The sequence below is a fragment of the Hyalangium sp. genome, assembly GCF_035629615.1.
In the GTDB taxonomy this organism is placed as follows: domain Bacteria; phylum Myxococcota; class Myxococcia; order Myxococcales; family Myxococcaceae; genus Hyalangium.
Genome location: NZ_DASPHO010000116.1, coordinates 1 through 24758 on the forward strand (window position 1 = coordinate 1; position 24758 = coordinate 24758).

16 protein-coding genes are annotated in these 24758 nt (G+C 70.0%); 5 read left to right on the top strand and 11 right to left on the bottom strand.

Going from position 1 to position 24758, the window contains the following annotated elements; all coding sequences use genetic code 11:
- Nucleotides 1-98: 98 nt before the first annotated feature.
- Nucleotides 99-1397, bottom strand: a complete 1299-nt coding sequence (locus VD972_RS05485) for a hypothetical protein (protein ID WP_324981807.1) — start codon at nucleotides 1395-1397, stop codon at nucleotides 99-101.
- Between the two features lie 208 nt (nucleotides 1398-1605).
- Between VD972_RS05485 and VD972_RS05490 the strand changes: the two genes are divergently transcribed.
- Nucleotides 1606-2445 carry a hypothetical protein gene (locus VD972_RS05490; protein ID WP_324981809.1) on the top strand — a complete coding sequence of 280 codons (840 nt, stop codon included), beginning with the start codon at nucleotides 1606-1608 and terminating at the stop codon, nucleotides 2443-2445.
- 3 nt (nucleotides 2446-2448) lie between these two features.
- On the opposite strand, the gene VD972_RS05495 is transcribed toward VD972_RS05490, so the two are convergent.
- The 5 genes from VD972_RS05495 to VD972_RS05515 form a co-directional block, all read right to left on the bottom strand.
- Nucleotides 2449-2964 carry a CDP-alcohol phosphatidyltransferase family protein gene (locus tag VD972_RS05495; protein ID WP_324981812.1) on the bottom strand — a complete coding sequence of 172 codons (516 nt, stop codon included), beginning with the start codon at nucleotides 2962-2964 and terminating at the stop codon, nucleotides 2449-2451.
- Nucleotides 2965-3180: 216 nt separating this feature from the next.
- On the bottom strand, nucleotides 3181-3486 hold the full coding sequence (locus VD972_RS05500; protein ID WP_324981815.1) for a hypothetical protein: 306 nt from the start codon (nucleotides 3484-3486) through the stop codon (nucleotides 3181-3183).
- Between the two features lie 7 nt (nucleotides 3487-3493).
- Nucleotides 3494-4096 (bottom strand): PRC-barrel domain containing protein, encoded by a 603-nt coding sequence (locus VD972_RS05505; RefSeq protein ID WP_324981818.1) that lies wholly within the window; start codon nucleotides 4094-4096, stop codon nucleotides 3494-3496.
- A gap of 93 nt (nucleotides 4097-4189) precedes the next feature.
- Nucleotides 4190-6280, bottom strand: a complete 2091-nt coding sequence (locus tag VD972_RS05510; protein ID WP_324981821.1) for a HEAT repeat domain-containing protein — start codon at nucleotides 6278-6280, stop codon at nucleotides 4190-4192.
- A complete protein-coding gene (locus VD972_RS05515; RefSeq protein WP_324981824.1) occupies nucleotides 6277-6918 on the bottom strand; it encodes a hypothetical protein in 642 nt (213 codons plus the stop codon). Before VD972_RS05515 ends, VD972_RS05510 begins: the two co-directional genes overlap by 4 nt.
- Nucleotides 6919-7084: 166 nt before the next feature.
- Here VD972_RS05515 and agmC point away from each other — a divergent pair, with 166 nt between their 5' ends.
- Both agmC and cheB read left to right on the top strand, forming a co-directional pair.
- Entirely contained in the window at nucleotides 7085-8950 is a 1866-nt protein-coding gene (gene agmC, locus VD972_RS05520) for an adventurous gliding motility protein AgmC (protein WP_324981827.1), read from the top strand.
- A gap of 3 nt (nucleotides 8951-8953) precedes the next feature.
- Nucleotides 8954-9991, top strand: coding sequence for a chemotaxis-specific protein-glutamate methyltransferase CheB (gene cheB / locus VD972_RS05525; protein ID WP_324981829.1), 1038 nt, complete (start codon nucleotides 8954-8956; stop codon nucleotides 9989-9991).
- A 10-nt stretch (nucleotides 9992-10001) separates the two neighbouring features.
- Here cheB and VD972_RS05530 read toward each other — a convergent pair whose 3' ends face one another.
- Nucleotides 10002-10199, bottom strand: a complete 198-nt coding sequence (locus VD972_RS05530; protein ID WP_324981830.1) for a hypothetical protein — start codon at nucleotides 10197-10199, stop codon at nucleotides 10002-10004.
- Nucleotides 10200-10405: 206 nt separating this feature from the next.
- Here VD972_RS05530 and VD972_RS05535 point away from each other — a divergent pair, with 206 nt between their 5' ends.
- Nucleotides 10406-10711 carry a DUF2171 domain-containing protein gene (locus VD972_RS05535; RefSeq protein WP_324981834.1) on the top strand — a complete coding sequence of 102 codons (306 nt, stop codon included), beginning with the start codon at nucleotides 10406-10408 and terminating at the stop codon, nucleotides 10709-10711.
- A gap of 23 nt (nucleotides 10712-10734) precedes the next feature.
- On the opposite strand, the gene VD972_RS05540 is transcribed toward VD972_RS05535, so the two are convergent.
- Complete coding sequence (locus tag VD972_RS05540; RefSeq protein WP_324981836.1) at nucleotides 10735-13137, bottom strand: hybrid sensor histidine kinase/response regulator; 2403 nt, start codon at nucleotides 13135-13137, stop codon at nucleotides 10735-10737.
- Between the two features lie 278 nt (nucleotides 13138-13415).
- Here VD972_RS05540 and VD972_RS05545 point away from each other — a divergent pair, with 278 nt between their 5' ends.
- The gene (locus VD972_RS05545) at nucleotides 13416-15047 is read left to right on the top strand and encodes an ATP-binding protein (protein WP_324981838.1); all 1632 of its coding nucleotides are present in this window, start codon (nucleotides 13416-13418) and stop codon (nucleotides 15045-15047) included.
- Between the two features lie 52 nt (nucleotides 15048-15099).
- Here VD972_RS05545 and VD972_RS05550 read toward each other — a convergent pair whose 3' ends face one another.
- The 3 genes from VD972_RS05550 to VD972_RS05560 all read right to left on the bottom strand — a co-directional run bounded on the left by VD972_RS05550 (nucleotide 15100) and on the right by VD972_RS05560 (nucleotide 24547).
- Nucleotides 15100-16167 carry a TauD/TfdA family dioxygenase gene (locus VD972_RS05550; RefSeq protein WP_324981841.1) on the bottom strand — a complete coding sequence of 356 codons (1068 nt, stop codon included), beginning with the start codon at nucleotides 16165-16167 and terminating at the stop codon, nucleotides 15100-15102.
- Nucleotides 16168-16669: 502 nt separating this feature from the next.
- Nucleotides 16670-17407 carry a hypothetical protein gene (locus VD972_RS05555; RefSeq protein ID WP_324981844.1) on the bottom strand — a complete coding sequence of 246 codons (738 nt, stop codon included), beginning with the start codon at nucleotides 17405-17407 and terminating at the stop codon, nucleotides 16670-16672.
- A gap of 105 nt (nucleotides 17408-17512) precedes the next feature.
- Nucleotides 17513-24547, bottom strand: a complete 7035-nt coding sequence (locus tag VD972_RS05560) for a putative Ig domain-containing protein (RefSeq protein ID WP_324981846.1) — start codon at nucleotides 24545-24547, stop codon at nucleotides 17513-17515.
- Nucleotides 24548-24758: the final 211 nt, after the last annotated feature.

Below are 24758 nucleotides of genomic sequence, written 5' to 3' on the forward strand. Positions count from 1 at the left end.
AGGTGATGACCGTGACCCAAGGGGGAGAGGTCCGGGACCGGGTGCTCACCCTCCAGGTTCTCGTGAATCCCCTGCCGTCCTCGCCGTGAGCGCGCCCCTCAGTCCGCCCCGGTGAGCTGTCCATCGGGGCGGACGAGCGGACGAGGAACCACCCAGAGGGCCGTGGGCTGGCGGTAGCCCACCTCGAAGGACTGGAGGATCGCCGGCCAGCGCTCCTCGAAGAGGGCCCAGTTGTACTCGGTGGCCTTGGAGGTGAGGAGCCGCCCGTCCCGATCCCGCTGGGTGGAGGCATAGTCGGTGAAGTTCCACTCCAGGGGACCCATCTCCAGGCAGATCACCGGCGTCAGGGTGCGCATCAGCTCGGAGCGGGGCACCTCGTCCGGGCGGGGCGTCGGTGGGGTGAAGGCAGGCTGCACCGCGTGGAACTGCTCGCGGTACGCGAGGAAGTTGTTGGCCACGCCGATGAGCGCGTCCCGTGTGGCCGGGCTCGAAGCCTGCCGGGACTGTTCAAAGAGGGCGAAGGCCGCCACCACGAGGCTGGCCGAGGACATGCCGGGCAGCAGGCGCCCGAAGTCCGAGGGGCGCGGCACCTCGTGGGCATGCTCCAGCGCGAAGGTGAAGGCGCGCTGGGCCTCCTCTGGCTGGGAGGTGGGGCGGGAGAACTCGACCAGCACGCGCGCGGCGGGGACCGGTCCCACCGTCTGTCGCCACGAGAGGTACGCGCTCGCCGAGCCGCCAATGTCCGAGAAGATGGCGACGTTGCCCTCGTTGAGGCAGCGCTCCAAAGTGACGACCACGGCCTCGGCCTTGGCGAGCGGATCCGTGCCTGGGGCTTCGATGTAGAGCTTCGCGAAGCGCTCCGCGGTGAGCCAGAGGGTGCGAGGATCGACCAGGGCCTTGAGGTTCATCGCGCCCTGGAGCGACGCCAGCGCGGCGGCCACGTCGCGCGGCAGGCCATACCAGCTCAGCGCGTGCGAGAGGGCTTCGATGGTGACTCGCCGGGCACCCCTGTGGCCAGCGCGATCCAGCGCGTGCTGCAGGGAGGACGAGGGCTCGCCCTGGGCCGCGTCGATGACGCGGTCGGCGACCTCCGCGCCCAGGATTCCCTTGCCGGCCTCCTGCGAGGCATGAGGGGCGAAGGCGAACCAGTTGGGCATCATGCTGCTGGTGCCACCGGGCCGGAAGCTCGGGTCGACGAGGGCCTGCATCGCGTGGGCGATGCGCAGATAGCCCTGGGTGATGAGCCGGTTCTGCTCCAGGGGCGGGAGCTGGCTCGGCACTGGAGCGAAGAGCTCGGGCGCAGGCGTGCGCAGGGCGTTGGGCGCGGGGCTGGAGTTCGTCTCCTGGCTGTGCGGGGTGGACTGGGGAGAGGAGCTGGATGGTTGACGGGGCTCCACGAGGGCGCTCTCAGGAGGGGCTCGGCGGAATGCCGAGGGCCCGAGTTTATGCCGCAGGCATGACGGGGTGCCCTGCCTACATGCGGCACTCCCGTCCTGGAAGTGAGCAGGTAGACGAGCAGTGGGCGGATCCCGCGCTTCTTCCGTGCCGCCGTTGCCCGCGACCGTGCGATCGCCAACCTTGTGTAGGGAAGGGGAGGCGCGGCACATGCGCAAGGTGACTTTGACGGTGCTGGGGCTCGCGGGCTTGTCGCTGCTGCTGTGTGGTGACGCGACGGACACACGCGTCCAGGGGACGATGCCCGGGGATGTGCGCGTGGGAACGTCCCCAGAGGCGCTCCCGGGCACGCAGGCACCAGGAGCCACAGGCACCGGGGGCGCGGGAACCGTGGGGACTCCCGCCGCGACGGGCACGCAGGCTCCAGGAACAACGGGCACGGGCGGCGGCACGGGAACTCTCGCCGCCGGGACAGAGCAGGCAACAGGTGGAGCGGGCGCCAGCATGGCGGAGCTTCAGCAGTCTGTCGTCCAGCTCCAGGGCGAGCTGGCGCAGGTGCGCGCGGAGCTGACGCAGACGCGCGCGGAGCTGGCCAGGGTGACGGCGAGCATGGGCGTGGGAGGCTCCGGGCAATCAGGCGTAGCGCCGTCGGCTGGCTCGGCTGCGAATCAGGGCACGGCGGGAGGGCTAGCTGGGACGGGCACGGCGTCAAGCGGGACGACGCCTCCAGGCACACCCGCGGGGAGCGCGGCCCAGGGGATGGCGGCGCCGCCTGGCGGCCCGGATCGAGGCACGGACACCTCCGGAGAGGCCGTGGTGGAGGCCATCTACACAGGCACGGTGCGCTCGGTGTCGGCGGGGCGGCTGGTGCTGCTGGATGAGCGCGGGCAGCCCTTCACGGTGGAGCTGGGAGAGCGGACTCGGGTGCTTCGGGATGGCCAGCGCATCTCTGCCCAGCAGCTCAAGCCCGGCACGCGCGTGCGCGCCACGGTGGACCTGCTCGCAGGCACCCAGCAGGCGAAGGAGGTCACCTTCTTGTCGACGCGGTGAGGCTCACACGCGCGCCCGGGCCCGCCACATGGCGTTCGTGTAGTCCACGACGGCCGCGACGGCGAGCACCCCCGCGATGGCAACGAGGGGCCGGACAAGCACGGGCAGCACCAGCGCCGAGAGCAGCGTCAGCGTCTGCACCGTCGTGGTGGCCTTGCCCAGCATCCGCGCTTTGACTTCTACCGGGCGCAGCGTGGGCACCACGCGCACGACGACGAAGCCCACCGCGGTGGCCACGTCACGCAGCAGCAGCAGACACACCTGCAGCGGCGTGAGGAACCCGTCGAGCAGGAGCGCGAGGATGGCGGTGACGGCGAAGCCCCGGTCCGCCACGGGATCGATGATCGCTCCCAGGCGCGTGGTCAGCCGGGCGTGGCGGGCGATCCAGCCGTCAACCACGTCCGTCAGGCCCGACAGCGCGATGAGCCCCGCGCGCAGCAGCGCGTCCGAGGTCATCAGGAAGATCCCCGCGAAGACCAGCCGTGACAGCGAGAGCGAGTGCAGGAGCGCGAGCTGCACCCGTCTGCGTGCCAATGGAGCGCGGAGCCGTGCCTCGGCAGACGGGAGGTCGGGCCTGCCGGGGATGTCAGGGGGGCTGAGGAGAGGCTCTCGGCGCATGGTGGCTCTGGGTCCGTGCATTGAAGATAAGGAGGAGATTCCTCCTGGCAGGGTGTGACGGGTCTCCTCTTCCGCCAGGCAGAGGGAGCGCCAGGGCCCTGGTTGCCCGCCTACCTGTCACAGGTGCTCGGATTCCAGAGCGCGTACCACGAGGGCCTCCTGCCGGAAGCGCCGCTCCAGCTCCGCGCGGTAGCCCTTCCACCAGGCGCGGTCGAGCGCGTCCGTCATCACCTCGAAGAGCACCAGCTCGTCGTGCGTCGTCTCGCCCGCGTCCTTCCACACTCCCGAGGCAGGGGCCTGCAGGAAGGCCGTCACCCCGCCGAAGCGCTCGGTGAGCTCCGCGCGGACTCGCTCGAAGTCCGCACGGGGAAAGGGCCGCCGCTCGTTGTCCCGCAGCGGCAGCAGGAACTGGATCAGGTACATCCCTGGCCTAGTAGCGTGTGGGAGGCTTGGTGTCCGGGCCGCCCGTGCGGGGTGCCTCCTTCTCCTGCTCCTCGTCCACGCTCAGCGGATCCCACCCAGGGCCCGCGGCGCGGCGCTCCCCCCTCGGCGGCTCGTGTGGCAGCGGGAAGTACTGGGCTTCAGGATCCGTGATGAGCGGACGCGTCTCCTCGGACGGGCGCTCCGCCTCATCGGCGACGGGCGTGGACCCGCCCGTGGGCTGCAGGTAATACCTTCCGTGGTCCTGGAACTTGGCGCTGTCCATCCGCGCCTCGGTGAGATCCGTCGGCCCCAGTCCCAGCCCTTCTCCGGGCGGTGGCGCGGCGTACCCCGCGATCCCCACCGTGCCATTCGCCGTGCCCTCGTGCTTCTCCGAATCCGAGTGCCGCAGGGCCGCGTGATCCTTCATGAGGATGATCTCATCCCCCCGCACCGTGGAGATGTCACTGAAGGGCACCCGGTAGTCTCGGAGGAAGAACGGGCCCTTCTCGATGGTGATGCCCTCCGAGGTCACGTCGATGACGCGGCCCATCTGCACGCCGTCGAAGCTCATGACGGCCATTCCTCTTTGGATGTTCGTGCGCTGGTACATGGCTCACTCCTCCGCTCGCACCCGAAAGATGGGACTGCGTGCCGTGGGAGGAGAGGAGGGTCCGGTCCTGCTGGCGGCTCCATGGCCGTCTGCTCAGCGAGCCTGCAGCGCCCCCAGCCGCTGCCGAGCGCCCTGGTTCCGCGGCGCAAAGCGGAGCGCGTCCTCCAGCCGATCCTTCGCCAGGGCCACATTGCCCTGCGAGACGTAGAGATCCGCCAGCATCACCAGCAGGTCCGCGTTGTACGGCTGCAGGTCCAGGGCCCGCTCGAGCTCCCGCGCCGCTTGCGGCAAGTCCTTCCGGCGCATCGCCAGGCGCCCGAGCATCGCGTGAGGCGCCACCAGCCCCGAGGTCTCCGGCTTTCGCGCCAGCGCCTCGAGCGCCGGCACGGCCCGGGCGTCCCCGAGCTGCGCCAGCGTGAGGGCCGCCGCCTGGCGGACCCAGAGGGAGGGATCATTCAGCAGCGGGGCGATCTCCCCCGCCGCCACCCGGGCCTTCGCTGTCCCGAGCGCCTCGACGAGCTGGGAGCGCAGCAGCGAGTCCTTCGCACCGCCGAGCGCGGCGCGCAGCGCGGGAGTGGCCTCACCGTGGAAGCGGCGGGCCAGGAACAGGGCGGCGGCACCTCGGAGCTCGGCGGCCTCCGCCGGGTCCGCGAGCACGGCCTCCAGGAAGGAGCGGCTCTGCGCGGCCGTCTTGTCAGCGAAGGCGTCCGCCAGCCGCAGCCGCCGCTGTTGCCGCTGCCGGGCCTTCGGCCACCAGCGCTCGAGCGCCTGCACCATCACCTCAGGCCTCTGCTTCGCGTGGGTGTGGCACGTGTTGCACGCGTTGGGGATGCCGTGCTTCTGGGTGTTCTGGGGCACCGGGACGTCGATGGCGTGGTCCGGGAACTTGTCCAGCACTCCCGAGACGACGGGTGGCATGTGGCAGGCGAGGCAGTCCTGGGCCGCGGGCGAGGTGTGGTGCGTGTGGCGCTTGCCCTCGGCGAACACGTCCGCGTGGCAGCCATGACAGGTCGCCGTGCCCGCGGACACCTTCGCCGGCGTGTCCTGGGGGAGCTGGATCTCGTTGGCCGCGTGCGCCTCGTGAGGAGCGGTGTGGCACGAGAGGCACGTGGCGCCCCCCTTCATGTAGCAGAGGGACTGTGTGAGGGCCTGATACTCGAAGCTGGAGGTGCTCGGGCGGCCGTCCGCGAAGTAGTCCCCGGAGAGCTCGCCGCCCACCAGCAGCACCATGGGCTGGTAGGCGTCCTCGTAGCGCTGGCCCGGGCGGAAGTGGTGCGTCGCGTCCAGCATGGGGAAGAGCGTCCGGCGCGGCCCGTGGCACTGGCCGCACACGGCTAGCCCCAGCTCGGGGGGCAGGTGCCTGGGGTGGACGATGTCCTTCGGCTCCTGCGTCTCGGCGTGGCGCGCGCCCGGCCCGTGACAGCTCTCGCAGGCGACCCCTGCATCCGCGAAGGTGGTGGTCCACCGATGGGTGCTTCGGTCGTACCGCACGTCCAGGCCGGTGGTGTGGCAGTCCAGGCAGGCATGCTGGGCGCTGCGGGCGAAGTTGGCCCAGAAGAACGGGTGCTCCGGTGTCAGCTTGCCCTGCCGCTTCTCCGAGTAGTCCACCCACTCGCTCTTGCCGGTGACGTGGAAGTAGACGGGGAGCACCTGCCACCGGCCATCCGGCAGCAGCGTCAGGGGATCCTGCATGCGCTTGCCGCCGACGACCCACTGGACGGGGTACTCGGCGAGGCTCCCTTCGGGGCTCTGGGTGCGCATGAAGAAGTGGTCCTCGCGCTGGGACATCCACGCCTCGCTGGACTCGCCCTTGAAGTGGGTGTCGCGGAAGTTGCCCACGACGAACTTCGGAGTGGCCTCGGAGAGAGCGCGTGAGTGCCAGTCCTGGCGCCAGGCGGTGTGCTCATCCTCATGGCACTCGCTGCAGCGCTCCGAGCCGGCGAAGGCGTTGGGGGAGGGCAGGGGCTTGGCCGCGGCCGCGGCGGGGGCCGCCTTGGCAGAGGAGGTGTTCTGGGAGGCGGTGGCCTTCTTGGGGCTTGAAGGAGAGGCCGGGGGAGCGGGCGGCGGCTCTGACTGGCGCGAGCAGCCCGTGCTCAGCGCCACTGCGAGGGCAGTGAGGGCAGTGAGGCAGAGGGCAAGGCGAGGTTGGAGCATGAGGAGGCCTGGCACAAGCGACGGACTCATGCCCCCTGAGACAGGAAGTGGAAGTGCTCGGGCTGGCGCTGGCAGCGGAACAGGTAGCCTCTACCGTTGTCCCCAAAGTCCAGGCCGAAGGGCATCGCCGACAGCTGGGCCACGAAGTGAGCCGGCGCGTCGCAGCACTGGAGCGTCGCGTCCCCGTTCAGCCACCCCGCCACCCCACCCACCTTGCTCTCCGGCGCTTCCTCCTGGGCTCGATCCAACGCCCGGAGCTGCTCGTCTGTGGCCTCGTTCACATCCACCGAGAGCGCCGCTGTGTCCTCCTCCGCCGGCGCGAAGCCCAGGGTCCACACGTTGTACGGAATCCCCTTCGGCCGCTCGCCCTCCACCTTCGGCTCGCCCGTGCGCACGGGCACCGCCGCGTTTGCACCCTCGTCCGGAAACGCGCGGTAGCAGGCCGTGTCCGGGTTCTCGCACTGGAACACGTACACCGCAGCGAACGGCGACAGGTCCACCTTTCCCGGGACATGGGGGAGCTGGAACAGGAAGCGCATCGGCGTGCCGCACATGCGGCAGATCGGCCAGCGCAGAGGGCCTACGGGCTCAGGTTCGCCGCCCACCTTCGCGAGCGGCACACCCGGGCCCCCAGGCACCAGCGCCCAGAGCGGAGCGGTGGAGATCATTCGCCCCACTCTAATGAAGATGAAGGCACGGGTAGGTGAGTCAACTCCCACCCAGGTGCCTGGTGGCAGCTCCCACGCTCTGAGTGCTGGCGGGAGCCGCGGTCTGCGGCCAAGAAAGAAGGACGGGGACTGGGCGTTCGCGACGCCTCCTGGTGAAAATGGGGCGATGCGAAGCCTGGGTGCACTCCTGAGCCTGGGGCTCTGTCTCGCTGCGGAGCCCGTCCTCGCTGAGCCAGATGCCTTCGCGCTGGGCAACGGGCAGCACGGCGCCTTGCGTGTGCAGCAGATGGATGTCTCCATCAACGACGCCACCGCCCTCGCCGCGCCCGCCACCGTGGGCGGCAAGAGGCTCAGCGTCGCGGACGAGACAGCCTTCGCCGCAGGGGAGCTCGTCCTCGTCCTCCAGGTCCATGCCGAAGGCCCCGCGCCAGCGGCAGGCACGCCCGGGCCCGTCGATCTGGACCGCTCGGGCGCGGGCCAGTGGGAGTTCGCGCGCCTGGAGTCCGTGGCCTCGGGCGCGCTGAACCTCACGGCGCCGCTCACCTCCTCCTATTCGGCCCCAGGCTCCCAGGTGGTCCGTGTGCCCGAGTACACCCAGGTGCACGTCCTGCCCTCGGCCTCGCTCGTGGCGCAGCCGTGGAATGGGAGCAGCGGCGGCGTGCTCGCCTTCCTCGCCACCGACGCCGTGCTCAACCAGGGCGTCATCAGCGCGGACGGCGCGGGCTTCCGCGGCGGAACCTTCGCCACCAGCCCCACACGGTCCGTCGGGTGCACGGAGCTGAACCAGCCCCGAGCCGAGGGTGGTGCCCGGAAGGGTGAGGGCCTCTTCACCGCGGCGCCCGGAGCGCCCACGCATGGCTATGGGGCCCTCGCCAATGGCGCCGGTGGAGGCAACTGTGACGATGGCGGCGGAGGTGGAGGCGGCCATGGCGGCGCGGGCGGCCAGGGCGGGTACACCTCTGCCACGGATGGCGCGCGAGACGTGGGCGGCCGAGGAGGCCTGGCGCTGCGCTATGCCCCGCTGAGGCGGCTCATGTTCGGCGGTGGCGGCGGCGCAGGCGCGGGCAATGGCAACGGAGGCGCCGGCAATGGAGGCACCTCCGGCGGCGCTGGGGGCGGCATCCTCTACATCCGTGCCCGGGACTTCCAGGGCAGCCAGGGCGTCATCCGCGCCAATGGTCAGGCCGCGTCCGACTCCACCAATGATGGGGCGGGAGGCGGCGGCGCCGGCGGCCACATCACGCTGCGTGTGGAGGATCGGCTCACCTGCGCCGCCCTCGAAGCCCACGGCGGCGCGGGCGGCAGCAATCCGGCTGCGGAGCCGCATGGGCCCGGTGGTGGCGGCGCGGGCGGGGTGGTGCTGCTGCAGGGAGAGGTGATCACCTGCGCTTCCTCTGTTGTCCCTGGGCTGGGGGGAAGCGCCGCTGGCGCGCCGGATGGAGCGTCGTATGGAGCGACGCCTGGCCCAGAGGCGCAGACCGAGAACCAAGGCATGAGCACTGTCCTGGCCGAGCCCTTCGCCTCGCCGGCCGCGCCCTCGTGGGTCACCCCCTCCGAGGGTGAGGAGACGGGGCCGAGGCCCCAGCTCCAGGGCACGGCGCTGCCGGGCAGCACGGTGCAGGTGTTCCTCAATGGCCAGCCGCTGGAGACCGTGGTGGCGTCCGAGTCCGGGACCTTCACCCTCCAGCCTACTCAGGAGCTGCCCCTGGGGCCTCAGCAGGTGCGCGCGTCGGCCGAGCGGCTGGGGCTGCACAGCGCCCTCACGGCGCCTCGAGCCTTCACCGTGGGCACGCCTTCGCCTACGGCGCTGCAGGTGGGCTGTGGCTGCGGGGCCTCGCCCGCCGCCGGGAGTGGGGTGTTCGTGCTGGGAGTCCTTCTCTTCGGGATGTCCCGCCGCCAGGCCGGTAGGCTGGCAGCAGAGCGGGCGGCACTAGCGGGAGAGGGCCCTCCTAGCGTACATCTTCCACTCCAGGCTCCAGCAGGGTTGTCTGGACGCCGTGGCGCCGCTCACCGGGCCGGTAGAGGGAGATAACGGGTGTCCTCGCTCCGCGTCCTCATCGTGGAAGACTCGGTGATGGTTCGCCGGCGACTGGCGGATGCCTTCGCCGAGGATCCCGCCTTCACGGTGGTGGGTGAAGCGGGAGATGGCGTGCGCGCCCTGGAGCTGTGCCAGAGCCTGCGCCCGGACGTGGTGACGATGGACCTCATGCTGCCGGGGATGAACGGCGTGGAGGTGACTCGGCGCATCATGACTCACTGCCCCACGCCCATCGTCGTCTTCTCCGGGATGGAGAACCGGACGATGGGGCTCTACCTGCTGGACGCGCTGACCGCGGGCGCGGTGGACGCGGTGGAGAAGCCGACCCGCTTCGTGTCCTCCGAGTGGGCCGAGGAGCTGCTGTCGCGGGTGAAGCTGGCCGCGCGCGCACCCTCGGCGCAGGTGCCGGAGCACCTCAAGCCCGAGCCCGTGTGGCCCATGTTCCCTCCGCGCGTGGTGGCCATCGGCGCGTCCACCGGCGGGCCCGCGGCCGTGCGCAGCATCCTGCAGCAGCTGTCCCCGGACTTCCCCCTGCCCATCCTCCTGGTGATGCACCTGTCCGAGAAGTTCGAGACCTCCATGGTGGACTGGCTGAGCAAGAACGCCGCGTTCCCCATCCGCCACGCGGTGGATGGCGAGCCGCTGCCGCCGGTGGGCCGTCCCCAGCTGGTGATGGCGCGGGCCAACCGGCACCTGGTGCTGCGCGATGGCCGGCTGTGGCTGACGGCCGACGCGGAGCGGCACTCGAGCCGCCCCTCGGTGGACGTGCTCTTCGAGTCCATCGCCCGCGAGGTGGGCTCCCGCGCCATCGCCTGCCTGCTCACCGGCATGGGCCGGGATGGCGCCGAGGGCTTGCAGGCGCTGCGGCGCGCGGGTGCGATGACGCTGGCGCAGGACGAGTCCAGCTCCGTGGTCTTCGGCATGCCGCTCGAGGCCATCCGCCTGGGCGCGGCCCGTCACGTGCTCACGCTCCAGGACATCCCCGCATGGCTGGACGGGTTCGCGCGCCGGCGCCCGAAGGCTGGGCAGGCGTGAGGCCGAGGGCTCAGGCGTAGACGGACTCTCCCTCCACGGTCACGTCCAGGCGCCGGTTGAGCAGGTCGAGCCGATCGTAGCGTTCCCGAAGCATGTCCCGGTAGGCGCGCTGATCCGCGTGGGCGATCTCCTCCAGCAGCTTGCGCAGCGCACTCTCCAGCGCCTGCTTCAGGTCGCGTGCCTCGGGTGCCGACAGTTCCAAGAGCATGGTGCACCTCCTCGGTCCAACTTAGCCATCAGCCATCCCGCGAGGCGCTCACGGGGGCCGCTCGCCCGGGCAGTCCGTGGCATCAGGCGAGGCCCTGGGCGTGTCGCCTGGAGCCCGGGCACACGGGCAGGGCCTGGGCGGCGTCCGGTGTTGTCGGTGAAGAAGGCCCGCGCAACAGCCCGGGCCGTCAGCAGAGGAGATCGCCCATGGTGAAGCCAGGTGAGGTGCGCGAGGGGATGACGGTGAGGACCGCGAGCGGGGAGCGCGAGGGCTATGTGGCCGGCGTGGGAGCGGAACACTTCGAGCTCGAGCCGGGGTTCGTCCCCATTCCGCGGCGCGACTACCTGGTGGACTACCGCGACGTGGCCGCCGTGCGCGGGCACGACGTGTTCCTGGAGCCGCAGGCCCGGGAGATCCTCGAGGAGGACGATGACGGGGGCGCCTTGCCTCCGCGCTCCAGCGCCGGCATGGACCGGGAGCCGGTGAACGACGAAACACCCCCGGATGTCTGAGGTGAGGCCCGCCGGCCGGGCGCTCAGGTGAAGAGGCGCTGCACGAAGCGGCGCAGGCGCTCGGGCTCGAAGGGCTTCTCCAGCAGCTCGCCCGAGTAGGAGGCCATGAGCTCGCGGGAGGACGTGGAGTGCGCCCCGCTGGTCATGAAGCCCGTGCGCCGGGCCAGCCCGGGCTCCCGCTGCTCCAGCTCGCGCAGCAGATCCACCCCGCTCATGTCCGGCAGCACCACATCACACAGGATGGCGTCATAGCGCTCGCCGCGAGAGAGCAGGCTCAGCGCCATGCCCACGTCCTGCACGGAGTCGACCTCATGCACCTCCTGCAGCAGCCGCCGCACCGAGGTTCCCACCGCCGGCTCGGCGTCGATGAGCAGCAGCCGCCGGCGAACCCCCTTGTTGTCCACCGGCACCGCCTGCGCTCGGGCCTCGACGCTGGCGCTCGCCTGGGCCGCCGGCAGCAACAGCCGGAACACGCTGCCCTGCCCCTGCTCGCTCTCCACCTCGATCTTCCCGCCCATGGACTGGATGATGGACTGGCAGATGGACAGGCCCAGGCCGGTGCCCTCCCCGGCCGGCTTGGTGGTGAAGAACGGATCGAAGAGGCGCTGCCGGACTTCTGGGCTCATGCCCGGCCCGTTGTCCTCCACCTCGATGACGACCAGGCCCGGCTCGCTGAGGTGGGCGGACACGATGACGCGGTTGCGCGCGGGATCGTTCTGGGGGAAGGCCTGGAGCGCGTTGACCAGCAGGTTCACCAGCACCTGCCCCAGCCGCCCCTCGTTGCCGAGAATGGCGGGCACCTGCTCCAGCGAGCGCTCCACCTGGGCGCGGTACTGCAGCTCCTTGCGCACCAGCCGCAGCGCCCCGTCGATGGCCTGGTGCACGTCCACCGGCCCGGAGTGGTTCTCGTCCGAGCGCGCGAACGTCTTCACGTCCTGGACGATGGTCCGCACGCGGTTGATGCCCTCCTGCGTCTCCGCCACCACCTCGCGCAGCTCCGGCAGCGCCTCGGGGGAGAGCGTCGGCTGCGCCAGCTCCTTCTGCAGGAAGGAGAGGTTGGAGCAGACGTACGACAGCGGGTTGTTGATCTCGTGGACCACACCCGCCGCCAGCGTGCCGATGGAGGACAGCCGATCCGCCAGCCGCAGCTGCGTCTCCAGGCGCCGGCGATCCGTGTTGTCGCGGAAGACGGCGATGAGGAAGGAGCCGCCGCCCGGCTCGTGGAAGACGGCCTTCTTGGTGAGGATCGTCCGGGGCTGGCCGTCCCGGGTGTGCTCGAAGACCCGCTCGCTCTCCAGGCCCTGGCCGGAGGTGAAGAGCTGCTCGTCCTCCTGCCAGAAGGACTCGGAGGTGCGCGCGGGGAGGAAGTCACGGGCGGAGGAGCCGACCAGCTCCTGCTCGCTGCGCCCCATGAACTCACAGAAGGCGCGGTTGACGACCACCCACCGGTGCGCCCGGTCCATCACGAAGAACGGATCCGGCACCTCGTTCAGCGTGTTGCGCAGGAAGTCGCGCGTGCGCTCCAGCTCCTCTTGCGCGCGGATGCGCTCCAGCTCCGTGCTCGCGCGCGCCGCGAAGGCGGCCAGCAGCGAGTGCTCCAGCGCCTCGGCCTCCAGCGGCTGGTGGTGCAGGATGGCCAGGATGCCCAGGGCGTTGCCATTGGCGTCCTTCAGCGGCACCCCCAGGTACCCGCGCATGCCCAGCTTCGCGAGCATCTCGTTGTCCGGGAAGAGCTTGGCCACGCCGTCCTCGACATGGCAGACGGACGTGCGGAGGGCCTCGTCGCACGGCGTGCCGCGCAGGGAGTAGACGATGCCTCGCTGCAGGCTCCCGTTGAGCCAGAAGGCCAGCGTGCGGATCGAATCCCGCTCGGGCAGCAGCTCCCCCACGAGGACGCAGGAGGAGCGGTAGATCCGCGACAGGTGCTCCACCAAGTTGCTGAAGAAGTGGTAGCCCAGATCCGACCGGGTGCTGTCCAGCAGGGCCTGCAGGGCCGCGCGCAGGGAGAGGCGCTCGGACGGCGGCTCGTCCACCCCGGGCAGCGCCTCCGAGTGCCCCAGCGAGCCCAAGCGCCGCGAGAGGATCGTCACCCGTGAGCCCCAATCGCCGCCGGGAGGGGCTGCGCACTCATCGGCGCCCGCCTGGATCAGCCTCCCGAGCTCGGAGGGGGGCCGCTCCGTCAGCACCACCAGGTGCGTGTGCAGCGGACTCCGGCGGGAGTGCAGCTCTCGGCAGAGCCGCTCTGTGTCCTCCAGGGAGCGCCCTGGATCTCCCAGCACCACCAGCCCCTCGGACAGGTGCCGCGGTGCCTCCTGCGGGCCGTCCACGGACAGCCGGATGCACCCTTCCTGCAGGCCCTGCTCCTGGAGGGCCCGCTCGAGCTGCTCCCCGACGCTCGGGGCAATGCCCACCAGGATCACGTGCATGGGTCGCCTCACAGGCAGGTGCCACCGCAAGACTTGAAGAGAGGGAAGAGAAGAACTCTCTGACAGTCGCCGATTGCCAGGAACTTGTCGACGCTGCTCGTCCCCCGTGCGGTCAAGTCAGCCCCCCCAGCGTCAGGAGGCCTACCATGAGAGCACTCAGGAGGCGGATGCCTCTTTCGACTCCTGGACAGTGCGTGCATATGTCCCAGGACGGGGGGGGCGGTTGGGCTTACCCCCGGATCGTCTATGATGGGGAGACTTCCCTGAGGTGACTTGTCTTGGGCCAGCGGCCTACCTCCTCCGATACTTCAACGTCCCAGCCCGAGATGGAGCGCTCCGAGCAACACGCGGGTGAGCACTTCATCACCGGGGCTCCTATGGAGCAGCAGCTGGAGGCGACGAATCGGCTGCTGCGCGCCCTCACCCAGGCCCAGACGGAGTTCATCCGCGGCTCCGATGCGAACGGCTTGTTCAACCGGCTGCTCGGAGTCCTCCTCGATCTGACGAGCAGCGAGTACGGCTTCATTGGCGAGGTGCTCTTCGACCCGAAGGGGAATCCTTACCTGCGCACCTACGCCATCACCAACATCGCCTGGACGGACGAGCTGCGCGAGCAGTTCACCCGGCTGGCGCCCACGGGGCTGGAGTTCCGCAACCTGAAGACGCTGTTCGGCGCCGTGCTCACCACCGGGAAGTACGTGCTGTCCAACGCCCCGTCCCAGGATCCGCGCGGCGGCGGCGTGCCGCAGGGCCACCCGCCCCTGAACGCGTTCCTGGGGCTGCCCTTCAACTCGGGCGGAGAGATGGTGGGCATGGTGGGCATCGCCAACCGGCCCGGTGGCTACGGCCAGGACGTCATCGAGTTCCTCGAGCCCTTCCTGGCCACCTGCTGCAGCGTCATCCTGGGCTGGCGCAGCGAGCAGCAGCGCCGCCGCGCCGAGGAGATGCTGCGCCACCGCGAGGAGGAGCTGCGCAAGCACCGAGACCACCTGGAGGAGCTGGTCCAGACACGCACGGAGAAGCTGCTGCGCACCACGCAGGAGCTGGAGAAGCAGCAGAAGTTCGCCTCGATGGGGCAGCTGGCGGCCGGCATCGCCCATGAGATCAACAATCCCCTGGGCTACGTGATGAGCAACCTCTCCATGCTCACCGAGTACGTCTCGGCCTTCTCGCGGATGCTCCAGCGCTACCGCGAGTTCGAGTCGTTCGTGGCCCCCTCCCTCCAGGGGCAGGCGGCCGAGGAGCTCACGCGCCTGCGCGCCTTCTGGGAGCGCGAGGAGCTGACCAGCACCCTGGCGGAGGTGAAGGAGGTCCTCAACGAGTCCCTGGAGGGCACCCAGCGGGTGAAGGACATCATCCAGGAGCTGAAGAAGATCGCCCGCGACGACGAGGCCGGCCCCCCGAAGCTGGTGGACGTGAACAAGGAGCTGGCCGACACGCTGAAGATGATGCGGTGGAATGATCTGCAGACGCGCTGCGAGGTGCGGACCGAGTTCGGGGAGGTGCCCTCCGTGCTCGGCTACCCCACGCAGATCAACCAGGTGTTCACCAACCTGCTGAACAACGCCGCCCAGGCCATTGACGAGCACGGCCGCATCCACATCATCACCCAGCGCGAGGGAGACATGGTGGTGGTGAGGATCTCCGACACGGGACACGGCATGTCCCAGGAGGTGCTGGCCAAGCTCTTCACCCCCTTCTTCACCACCAAGGCGCCGGGCAAGGGCACGGGGCTGGGCCTGTCCATCAGCTACAACATCATCGCCCGCCACCGGGGCCGCATCGAGGTGCAGAGCCAGCCGGGTCAGGGCACCACCTTCATCCTGCGGCTCCCCATGGCGCTCGCGCCGGTGAGCGGGGAGCTGGCGGCGAAGAACTCCCTGGCCAGCGCCGGAGGCTCCTCGCGCTGAGCGGCTGACCGGGTGGGGCGGTCAGCCGCGGGGGCCGGTCTTCACGCGCGGCCTACATCATTCCCTTGACGGCCGGGACGTCCAGGATGCGCCGGCGGTTGGGCGCCCGCCGCTCGCGGGACGAGTCCATGTCGTTGCCGGCCACGTACGTCAGCAGGCACCAGCGATCGTTGCCGTCGTAGCCCGCCTTGAAGGGCGAGCGCTTGTGGATGCTGCGCCGGTTGTCGAAGATGGCCACGTCCCCGGCGTCCAGCTTCACGTGCTGCGCCACGGTCTCCATGGCCGCGTTCAGCGCCCGCATGGTGTCCGAGGCCTCTGGATCCAGCGGCCGGTGCACGTCCTGATCGTACGCGATGAAGGGATCCGACTCGGAGCCGTACACCAGGGCCACCTTCGGCAGCCGGTTGCCGCGCTGGTTCACGTCGTCGTAGTCGTACTCCACGCCGTCCGAGAGGAAGCGCGGCTCGCGCAGGATGCGGCGCTGGTCCGGGGTGAGCAGGCGCATGATGTCCTTGAGGGAGGAGAAGGACGTCACCGCCTCGCGCGCCGGATCCGGCCGCAGGCAGTGGAGCACCACGAAGGCCGGCGCCAGCGGGTGGAACGAGGCGTCCGTGTGAAACCACAGCTCGGTGGCCGAGCTCTCGCCGGACTGCGCGGTGGCGTGCAGCTTCACCGGCGAGTTGTTCTGGAAGATCTCTCCCTCGTTCTGCTGCGCGTAGCCAAACGGCTCGCCCAGCGCGCGGGTGAAGGCGCCCGACAGCCACTCGCCCAGCATCGCGCTCTCCACGCGCGGCCGCCGCGAGTCCAGCGGCGTGGGGGGCAGCTTGGGATCCGTGGGCATCCCGGGGAAGACTTTGAAGGGGAAGCGGGCCAGCCCGTTCTTCAGCTCCAGCACCGCGCGCCGGATGGGCTCGGGGAACGACTGGAAGAGCAGCTCCGCCTCGAGCAGGAACTGCTCGGTGTTGGCCAGCGAGACGGCCGGGCGCGAGGCGAGCAGCTGCTGCAGCTGCGCCCGGTACGCCTTGCTGTCCACGTACAGGTCCGGGTTGGACCGCGAGGAGGTGACCAGCTGCGAGGAAGGAAGGAGCTCTGGGAAGTGGTAGGCAACGGCAGTCGTCATGGCGAGAGACCTCATGAAAGGCGATGCGCAACCCCAACACTCAGGCGATACATCAATGTTTCAAAATGCGTCGCGCGGTTTCTCTGGGTTGCTGCTGTTAACTGCTGAACTCTTTGTCCGAAGAGCCGCAGCTGGATCAATCCGAGCGGCCCGTGGAGTCTGTGGGCAGGACAGTGGGCCAGAAGGCCGAGGCCACTGTCAGCTGCTTGGATGATGCGTCGCTTCAGTTCGTTTCTCGAGCATGGTTCCCCCTGGGCCGCGATTCGATGGATGCCCCCACCTCTCGGCTCCACGCGAAGAGTATCTCGATTCTTAGGAACAGAAGAAGCGGGGGGTGCACGCTTTTCTTGGGTCCCTGGTCTGCAAAGGTAGGCGGAGGAGGCATGAGCTGAGCATGAGGAGTGGCTCACGTCTCATCTCCCCACATGAACACGGGAAAAATACGACTCGAATGTCCCGGGTTACCTGAATCCGCCTGGGAGGTGCGCCGAGCGAGCGCAGCTCAGGCGAGTGTATCGCCGACTTTTCTCAGTTGATCTGCGTTCTCCTTCATGCTCACCGCCACCTGGGCAATGATGGTGAAGAAGCGTCCGCTGCGCTCGACGATGTCCGGAGACTGCTGGTGGCGCTCCTTGAGGAACTCGGCGCCGTCGAACAGCGTCTCCAGCATCACCTTGAGGATGGAGACGAAGTCGTAGCTGCGCAGGGCCTCGGCGGAATCCACCGCGCGCGCGCCCACGAGCGTGTCGTCGCCGACGCGCTGCGCGTCCTTGATGAACCAGGTGGTCACCGTCTCCACGGTGACGAGGCGCCCGTCGGTGAGCAGGAAGAGCTCGCGGCGCAGCTCGCCTCCGCTCTCGGAGGGAGAGGTGGTGCGGGGCTCCAGGCGGCGGGACAGGCCGGCCAGGCGGACGGCGGGCTCGGAGAGCCAGTCGACGGCGTGCTCGCGCACGGTGACGCCGAACTGCTGCTCGAGCGCCTCGGGGGAGCGCGCGTCCGAGGCCGTCTTGGAACGGATGGGCTGGGCAATGGCCTTGGCCTCGGGCAGGAGCAGATCCATCAGCTCCTGGAGGATGCCCGCCTTCGCCTCGTGCTCTTCCTGCCCGTAGTCCAGCACGGACAGGAAGAACTCGCGCGCCAGCTGAGGCGTGAACTGCTCCTGCTCGGCCGTGGTGGGCTTGGCGGGGGCCGTCTCCTGGGACGTGGCGGACTGCTCAGGCCGCTTCAACTCTTCGCTCATGGGGGCGCACGTTAGCAGCACTGCGAGGTGCCAGCCGCATCGGGTTTGCTGTGCCTTCGGACACCGTTGTCAGGGCCACAGGCGTTGTCAGGGCCACAGGCGTTGTCAGGGCCACAGGTAGTGGCTGGCGCCCGGCTGGGTGTCCGCGTCGTGGCCCAGGTTGGAGAGGGAGAACTGGCGCGGGTTGAAGAGCCGGGCCGAGTTCGGCTCCCACTGGCGGATGTACGGCGTCCAGGTCAGCTCCACCTTCCCGCTGGAGGGGACGGTGGGCGCGGCCGAGGGTGCCAGCGTGCTCGGCAGCGGCAGCGAGTAGGAGACAGGGCCGGGCTGCAGGGGAGAGTGGTAGTCCCAGAACCGCCGCATTCCGTTGATGCGGTGCATGGACCACATGAAGGCGGACTTCGCGGGGGCGTTGAAGGAGAACGAGCTGCCCGACGAGACGGGCAGCGGACGCTGGCCCAGCAGGAGGAACACGCCGTTGGCCGTCGGCGAGAGCACCGCCAGGTCGTTGAGGCCGTCCTGGTTGAAGTCCAGCGCCACCACGCCGTGGGGGTCGCCCGGCACCGCCACCAGGGAGTGAAAGGCGAAGGTGCCGTTCGAGGCGCCCCGGAGCAGGGTGACGAAGCCATCGAAGGGGCTGGTCACTGCCAGGTCCTGGTGCGCGTCTCCGGTGAGCTCGGCGAGGACGAGGCCCGCCGGCGCCGTGCCCACGGTCGTGTTCACGGGCGCCGCGAACGCGCCCCCGCCGGCTCCCAGGAGGATGGAGACGGTGCTGCCGCCCCCGTTGGTCACCGCCAGGTCCGGCAGGGTGTCGCCGTTGAGCAGGCCCACCACCACCGCGCTCGGCTGCGGGCCGGCGGTGACGAGCGTCGAGTTGCCGAACAGCCCCTGGGCGCTGCCGTCCAGGGTGATGGAGAGGCCCTCGGCGACGAGCACGACGAGGTCCGGACGGTTGTCGCCGTCGAGGTGGGTGGCAATGACGGTCCTGGGCGCGGTGCCGGCCAGGGTGATCGTCTGGGCTGAGCTGAAGGAGCCACCCGGCTGGCCCCGCAGGTACGAGACGGTGTTGCTGCCCTGGTTGGCCACGAGCAGATCCAGGAAGCCATCCTGGTCCACGTCCATCGTGGCGATGCCCGTCGGGTTGGGGCCCACCGCGTACGGGTTCCCCGGCCCGAAGATCCGCGGCACGTTCGTGCCCAGCTTGACGGAGACCCTGCCGTAGAGGAACTCGGTGGCGGCCAGGTCCAGCTTCCCGTCCTTGTTGAAGTCTCCGACGGCCACACTGTACGTGCCGGCAACATCGCAGCAGTCACTCTCGGCGAAGGTCGAGGTGGTGCTCGGAGTGCCGAAGAGAAAGCTGAGCCCCGAGGTGTTCAGGTAGGGAAGGACCAGATCCGGGAAGGTGTCGCCATCGAGGTCGTCCACCGTGGCGCGCTCGGCCTGGTAGACATAGGAGCGGGAGCGCGCAAGCCCCACGCCGCGCGGGCCCGCGGGGACGCACTCGGGCTGACCGGGCGAGAGAGCCGTCGCGGCCGCGCCGAGGTCCAGGGTGTGGTTGCCCGGAGTAATGAGCCCGTAGAAGCCGTGGTCCTCGCAGGCGAGCTGGCTGGAGGCATAGCCGATCATGCGCTGCTGCTTGGGCGCGGCCGTTGGGAACCAGGCCACGTCGAACTGGTTGATGGGCGCGGCAGAGTTCCACCCGCCATTGATCAGATAGGGGAAGCCCGGGACGTCGAGGTAGGGGTCCCCGCTGAAGATGGGCTCTGGCTGTCCACGCCAGCTCGCCGGGAGCAGGAACTGGCCGGTGGCGCGCAGGACCACCGCGGGGCCTGGCGGCATGGAGTGGTTCACGGACACGTTCCCCGTCAGCGGCGGGAGCTCCGCGTCGGTGTACGACCACAGATCATTCGGGTACTCGAGGTTGGGATCCGTGCCGACGATGTTCATCAAGGCCGCCTCGCCGGGAGGAACGTTGGCGATCGCGTACGTGCCGCGGCCGGTGCCATCCAGGGGGACCCTCGTGGAGGAGAAGAAGCCGCTGGAGGTGACCAGGCGGACCATCGCCTCGCCGGCGACAGGCCCGTTGGAGATGGTGCCACTCACGGTGTAGCCGGTGAGGGTGGGCGTGGGTGTGCCTCGCTCGGTCCATGCATTGCCGTCGTAGGTCCACAGGTCCCCCAGCCGGCTGGTGACAAAGGTTGCCGGATTGCGGGTGGTGCCGAGCGCGACGACCAGCTCGCCCCGCGTCAGGTCGAAGTAGCTCACGTGCCCGGAGCGTGGCGCGGGAGTGGCCCCTGGCGGAATCACCGACTCCCAGGCCGTGGCGCCCGTGCGCAGCACCAGCAGGTCGCCGAAAGGATTGGCGGCCGCATCCCGTCCGCCGAAGGCATAGAGGTTGCCCGTGACGGGATCAAAGGCCAGCGAGAGATCAGAGCGGGCCTGAGGGAAGGAGGGCCGGGCGGTCCAGCTCTGTGTGGTGGGATTGAAGGAGTGGCACGTGTCTCCCGTGCTGGTTCCTCGTCCACCGCAGAACCACAGCTCACCGGTGAGGGTGTTCGCGGTGGCGGCGATCCAAGCCCGGCTGAAGGGAGCCGTGCCGACCAGCGTCCAGGTGTCAGTGGCCGGCGTGTAGCGCCACACCTCGTTGCTATAGGAGGGGGAGCGGAAGCCGCCCACCATGAGGACGGAGTTGCCGGAGGGCTCACGCACCATCGCCGCGCCGCGCCGGTGCCAGGGGCCGAAGGCGGAGGGAGGGCTCGACCAGGTGTTGGTGGCGAGGTTGAACTCCCAGGTGTCGCCGAGCGAGTCACCGGTGTCGATGCAGTTGCGGCCGCCAAAGAGGACCGCCACGCCCCCGGCCACCGCCATGGACGCCTCGATCCGGGGCGACGGTGAGGTCGTCAACCCGCCGGGCACGCGCGTGTTGAAGGTCTTCTGCGCCACGTCCACCGCCTCCACGGTGTCGTTCAGGCACGAGGTGTAGAAGATGGAGTTGCTCGTGCTCGAGTCGAATCCGCCGGTGATCAGGAAGCGGCGGGAGGTGGGATCATAGGCGCTGCTCATCAAGGCGCGCGGGCCAGGCACCGGGTTCGGGTACATCCTCAGCGTGACGAGCGAGGCGTTCACCTTGGCCATGGTGGCGTTCACCAGCTCCTGGCCGTTGGCGGTGACGTCCACGGTGTCGGTGGTGCCGTTGAGGCCCAGGCCGGTGAGGACCACCTTGCCCTCGGCGTTGGTGAGGGCCTCCTTGGGGGGGGCGTACTCCAGCCCGTTCTTGCGCACGCGCACGCCCACGCCTGGGCGGGGAACGCCGCCGACGATGGTGAAGACGGTGAGCGTGTCGGTGATGCGGCTGCCCGCGGGGGCCAGGCCCACCACGCCGCCAAAGTTGGTGGGCCTGGGTGTCACCACCCGCATGGGGACTCCCCCGGCGGCGCTCTTGTTGTCGGCGTCCGTCACGGTGAAGGTGACGTTGTACGAGCCCGCCGAGCCCTGGGCGGGGGTGCCGCTCAGCTCGCCCGTGCTCGAGCTGAGGGACAGGCCCGGGGGCAGCCCGGCGGCCGCGTAGGTGAGCGCGCCCTGCCCGTACCGCGCCTCGAGCCGCTCGGGGCTGGCCTCGGAGCGGCGGTAGCTGACGCCCTCGGTGGCGGTGGTGAGCGAGGTAGAGAGGATCTCCGGCACCTTATAGGTGGTGAGCTCGAAGGCCTTGGCGGCGGTCCGTCCGTTGGCGTCCGTCACACGGACGTTGAAGGCGCTCAGTGTGGCGTGCGCTACGGAGGCGTCCACCGTGCCACGGACGGAGTCCGCGGAGAGCCCCAGGCCGGCGGGGAGCGTTCCGGAGGCGAGGCTGAACATGAGAGGCGCCTTGCCACCTGTGGCGGCGAGGGTGGCCGTGTATCCCAGGCCCGCGTAGGCGCCCGGCAGCGGAGAGGGCGTGGTCACCGCGAGCGGGGCGTGGATGGATAGCTGGAACGCCCGGCCGGTCCCTCGACCGTTGGCATCACTCACGTTGATGTAGAGGGTGAAGGTGCCGGTCTGCGAGGGGGTGCCGGAGAGCTCCCCTGTGCTGGGGTTCAGGCTGAGGCCCGCTTGTGCGCCCTCCACCAGCGAGAAGGTGAGCGGCGCCTTGCCTCCGGTGGTGGTGGTGGTCCCGCTGTAGGCCTCACCGGTGTAGCCCTCAGGGTAGGTGACGGTGGTGATGGTGGGCGGCTGGTAGACGGCGATGCTCAGGTCTCGGGAGACCTGGCTGCTGTTCGCGTCCGTGACGCGGGCGGTGAAGGTGCTCGTGGTGGCGCCCGCGGCCACCGTACCGGAGATGCGGCCCGCGGAGCTCAGCGCGAGTCCTCCTGGCAGCGCGCCCGCGGCCCGATCGAAGGTGTAGCCCGGCCGACCACCCGTGGCGGTGAGGCTCTCATCATAGGGCGTGCCCTCATAGGCATCCGCCAGCGTCGTGGTGGCGAGGACCAGCGTCCCGGTGATGGTGAGCTCCAGGCTGCGCGAGGCCGTCCTGCCGTTGGCATCGGTGATTTGGAAGGCGAGGGTGCGGGTGCCGGTCTCCGTGGGCGTGCCACGGATGGCCCAGGTGCCCGCATTGAGGTTGACGGCGAGGCCGGTGTGCAGCGCGCCCGAGACGCTCCAGACGAGCGGAGGCTTGCCGTTGGAGGCCTCCAGCGGCTGGGTGTAGGGCGCGCCCGCGAAGCCCTCGGCCAGCGCGGTGGTGTCGATCTTCGGTGGGGCGTAGACGGTGAGGGACAGGGTGCGGTTGGCCACTCGGTTGAGGGCATCCGTCACGCGCACGCTCAGGGAGGTGGTGGCCGTGGCCGCCGGGGTGCCGCTCACCACGCCGGTGCTGGTGTCATAGCTCAAGCCGGAGGGCAGGCCGATGACGTTCCAGGTGTAGGGGGTGGGGCCGCCGCTCGCGGTCAGCGTGTACGCGTAGCCCTGATCCGTGTAGCCGTCTGGCATCGAGGTGCTGGTGATGGCGAGCACGGACACGGTGAGCGAGAGCGCGCGGGTGGCCCTCACGCCATTGCTGTCCGTCAGCTCCACGGTGAAGGAGGAGGTGCCGGCGGTGGTGGGCGTGCCGCTGAGCACGCCCGCGCTGGAGAGCGAGAGGCCGCCGGGCAGCGTGCCGGCGGAGATGCGCCACTGGTAGGGAGCGAGCCCATCGGCCCCGCTGAGGGTGGTGCTGTACGCGCCGCCCTGGAAGGCCTCGGGGAGCGAGGCGGTCGTCACCGAAGGCTGGGTGAGGACGCGCAGGTCGAACACGCGGGTGGTGGAGGCGGCGCTGTCGTCCGTCACCTGGAGGGTGAAGCGGGCAGTGCCCGCGCTGGTGGCGGTGCCGGTGATGACGCCGGCGGAGCTCAGGGTCAGCCCAGGGGGCAGGGCACCGATGGCGGCCCAGGTATACGGCCGACTGGTGTCGCCGCCCACCGCGGTGAGCGTGATGGCGTAGCTGAGGCCCACGTAGGCGTCATCCAGCGTGCCGGTGGTGATGGTGAGGCCGCTGAAGATGCGCAGGTCCAGATCCTTGGACGAAGTCTTGCCGTTGGCGTCCGTCACCTGGACGGTGATGTTGCTGCTCACGGCGCTGGTGGGAGTGCCGTTGAGGGTGTCGCCGGTGAGCTGGATGCCCGGGGGCAGCACGCCACCGCTGATGGCGAAGGTATAGGGGGCCTTGCCGCCCGAGGCGCGCAGCCGCTGGTTGTACGCCACCCCCACGGCGCCGTCGGCCAGCGCGGCATTGGTGATGGAGGGCAGGGTGTAGAGGGTGAGCTGGAAGGCGCCGGTGGCCAGCTGGCCGGAGGCGTCGGTGAGGCTGAAGGTCAGCCCGTAGGAGCCGGCCTGGGTGGGCGTGCCGGACAGGATGCCCGCGGTGGTGAGGGTGAGGCCGGGTGGCAGCGTGCCTTGCGCCTCCCAGCGGTAGGGCGTCTTGCCGCCCGAGGCGACGAGCGTCTGGTTGTAGAACTGGCCCTGGTAGCCCTCGGTGAGGGAGGAGGTCTGCACCACCAGCTGCGAGTAGGTGACGAGGGTGAAGGAGCGCTGGGCCTTCTGCTCCTGGCTGTCCGTGAGGGTCACCAGGAAGGACTGGGTCTCCACGGTGGTGGGCGTCCCGGAGATGACGCCGGCCGAGGACAGGCTCAGCCCGGCCGGGAGGGAGCCGGAGGTGACGGCGAAGGTGTAGGGCGGTGCACCCTCGGCACCCAGCAGCGTCTCCGAGTACTCCTTGCCGACGATGCCGTTGGGCAGGGTGGCGGCGGGGAGCCGGGGCGGCAGGTGGGAGTAGATGTCCAGCGTGACCGTGGCCGTGACCGAGGCGCCGTTGGCGTCCGTCACCTTCACCGTGAAGGTGGAGCGGCCGGCGATGGTGGGAGTGCCGGCAAGCACCCCGCCGCTGAGCGTCAGGCCGGCGGGCAGCGCGCCGCTCTCGAGCGAGAAGGCGAGGGGAGCGCGGCCGCCGCTGGCGGTGAGGGATCCCGAGTAGAGCTGGCCCACGTTGCCCCCGGGCAGGGTGGTGGTGAGGCGCAGGGCCTCGGCCACGGTGAGGGTGTAGCTCTGGGTCACCTTGGCGCCGTGGACGTCCGTGGCCTCGAGGCTGACAGTGAAGGTGCCGGCAGAGGGGAACGTGCCGGACAGCTGTTTGCTGGTGGCGTTGAAGCTCACGCTGGCGGGCAGATCGCCCGCGGCCACCTTGAGGGTGAGGGGGGCCTTTCCGCCCTCGACCTCGAGCGTGGCGCTGTAGGGGGACTCGGCGGTGGCCTGAGGCAGGGAGCTCTGCTTGAAGGCCACGCCCGGGTAGACCTTGAGCGCGAACGCCTTCGAGGCCTGCTTGTCGTTGGCACCCTTCACCGTCACCTGCACCTGGAAGTCGCCGGCGGCGGTGGCGGAGCCAGAGAGCGCGCCGCTGTCGCTGTTGAGGCTCAGGCCGGGCGGGAGCCCTTGGGCGGAGAAGGTGTAGGGAGTCTTGCCGCCGCTCGCGCCAAGCGAGGCGGAGTAGCTCGCGCCCACCGTGGTCTCGGCGAGCGGGGACTCGGTGAGCGTCGGCGCGCCATCATCGGGAGGTTGCGGCGGATCGCCCCCGCAGGCACTGAGAGCCAGCGCGGTGGCCAGCAGGCCCGCGACAAGGAAGGATGAGCGCATAGGGGAAGGTCCTCCGGACGGCAAGCAAGCGTGCGCCCTTGTAGATCAGCCTGGTTTCGGCGCACAAATCGCGTACTGAACAATTCACACAGGGTGTGTGCCCACATGGCTCCCTCTCTCCGACCCATTGACTGACGAATGACCTCGAGCCTCACCCTGCTGGCCGGGCCGGACGCGCTGCGGTGGATCCGCGGGCGGGGCCTGCGCGCGG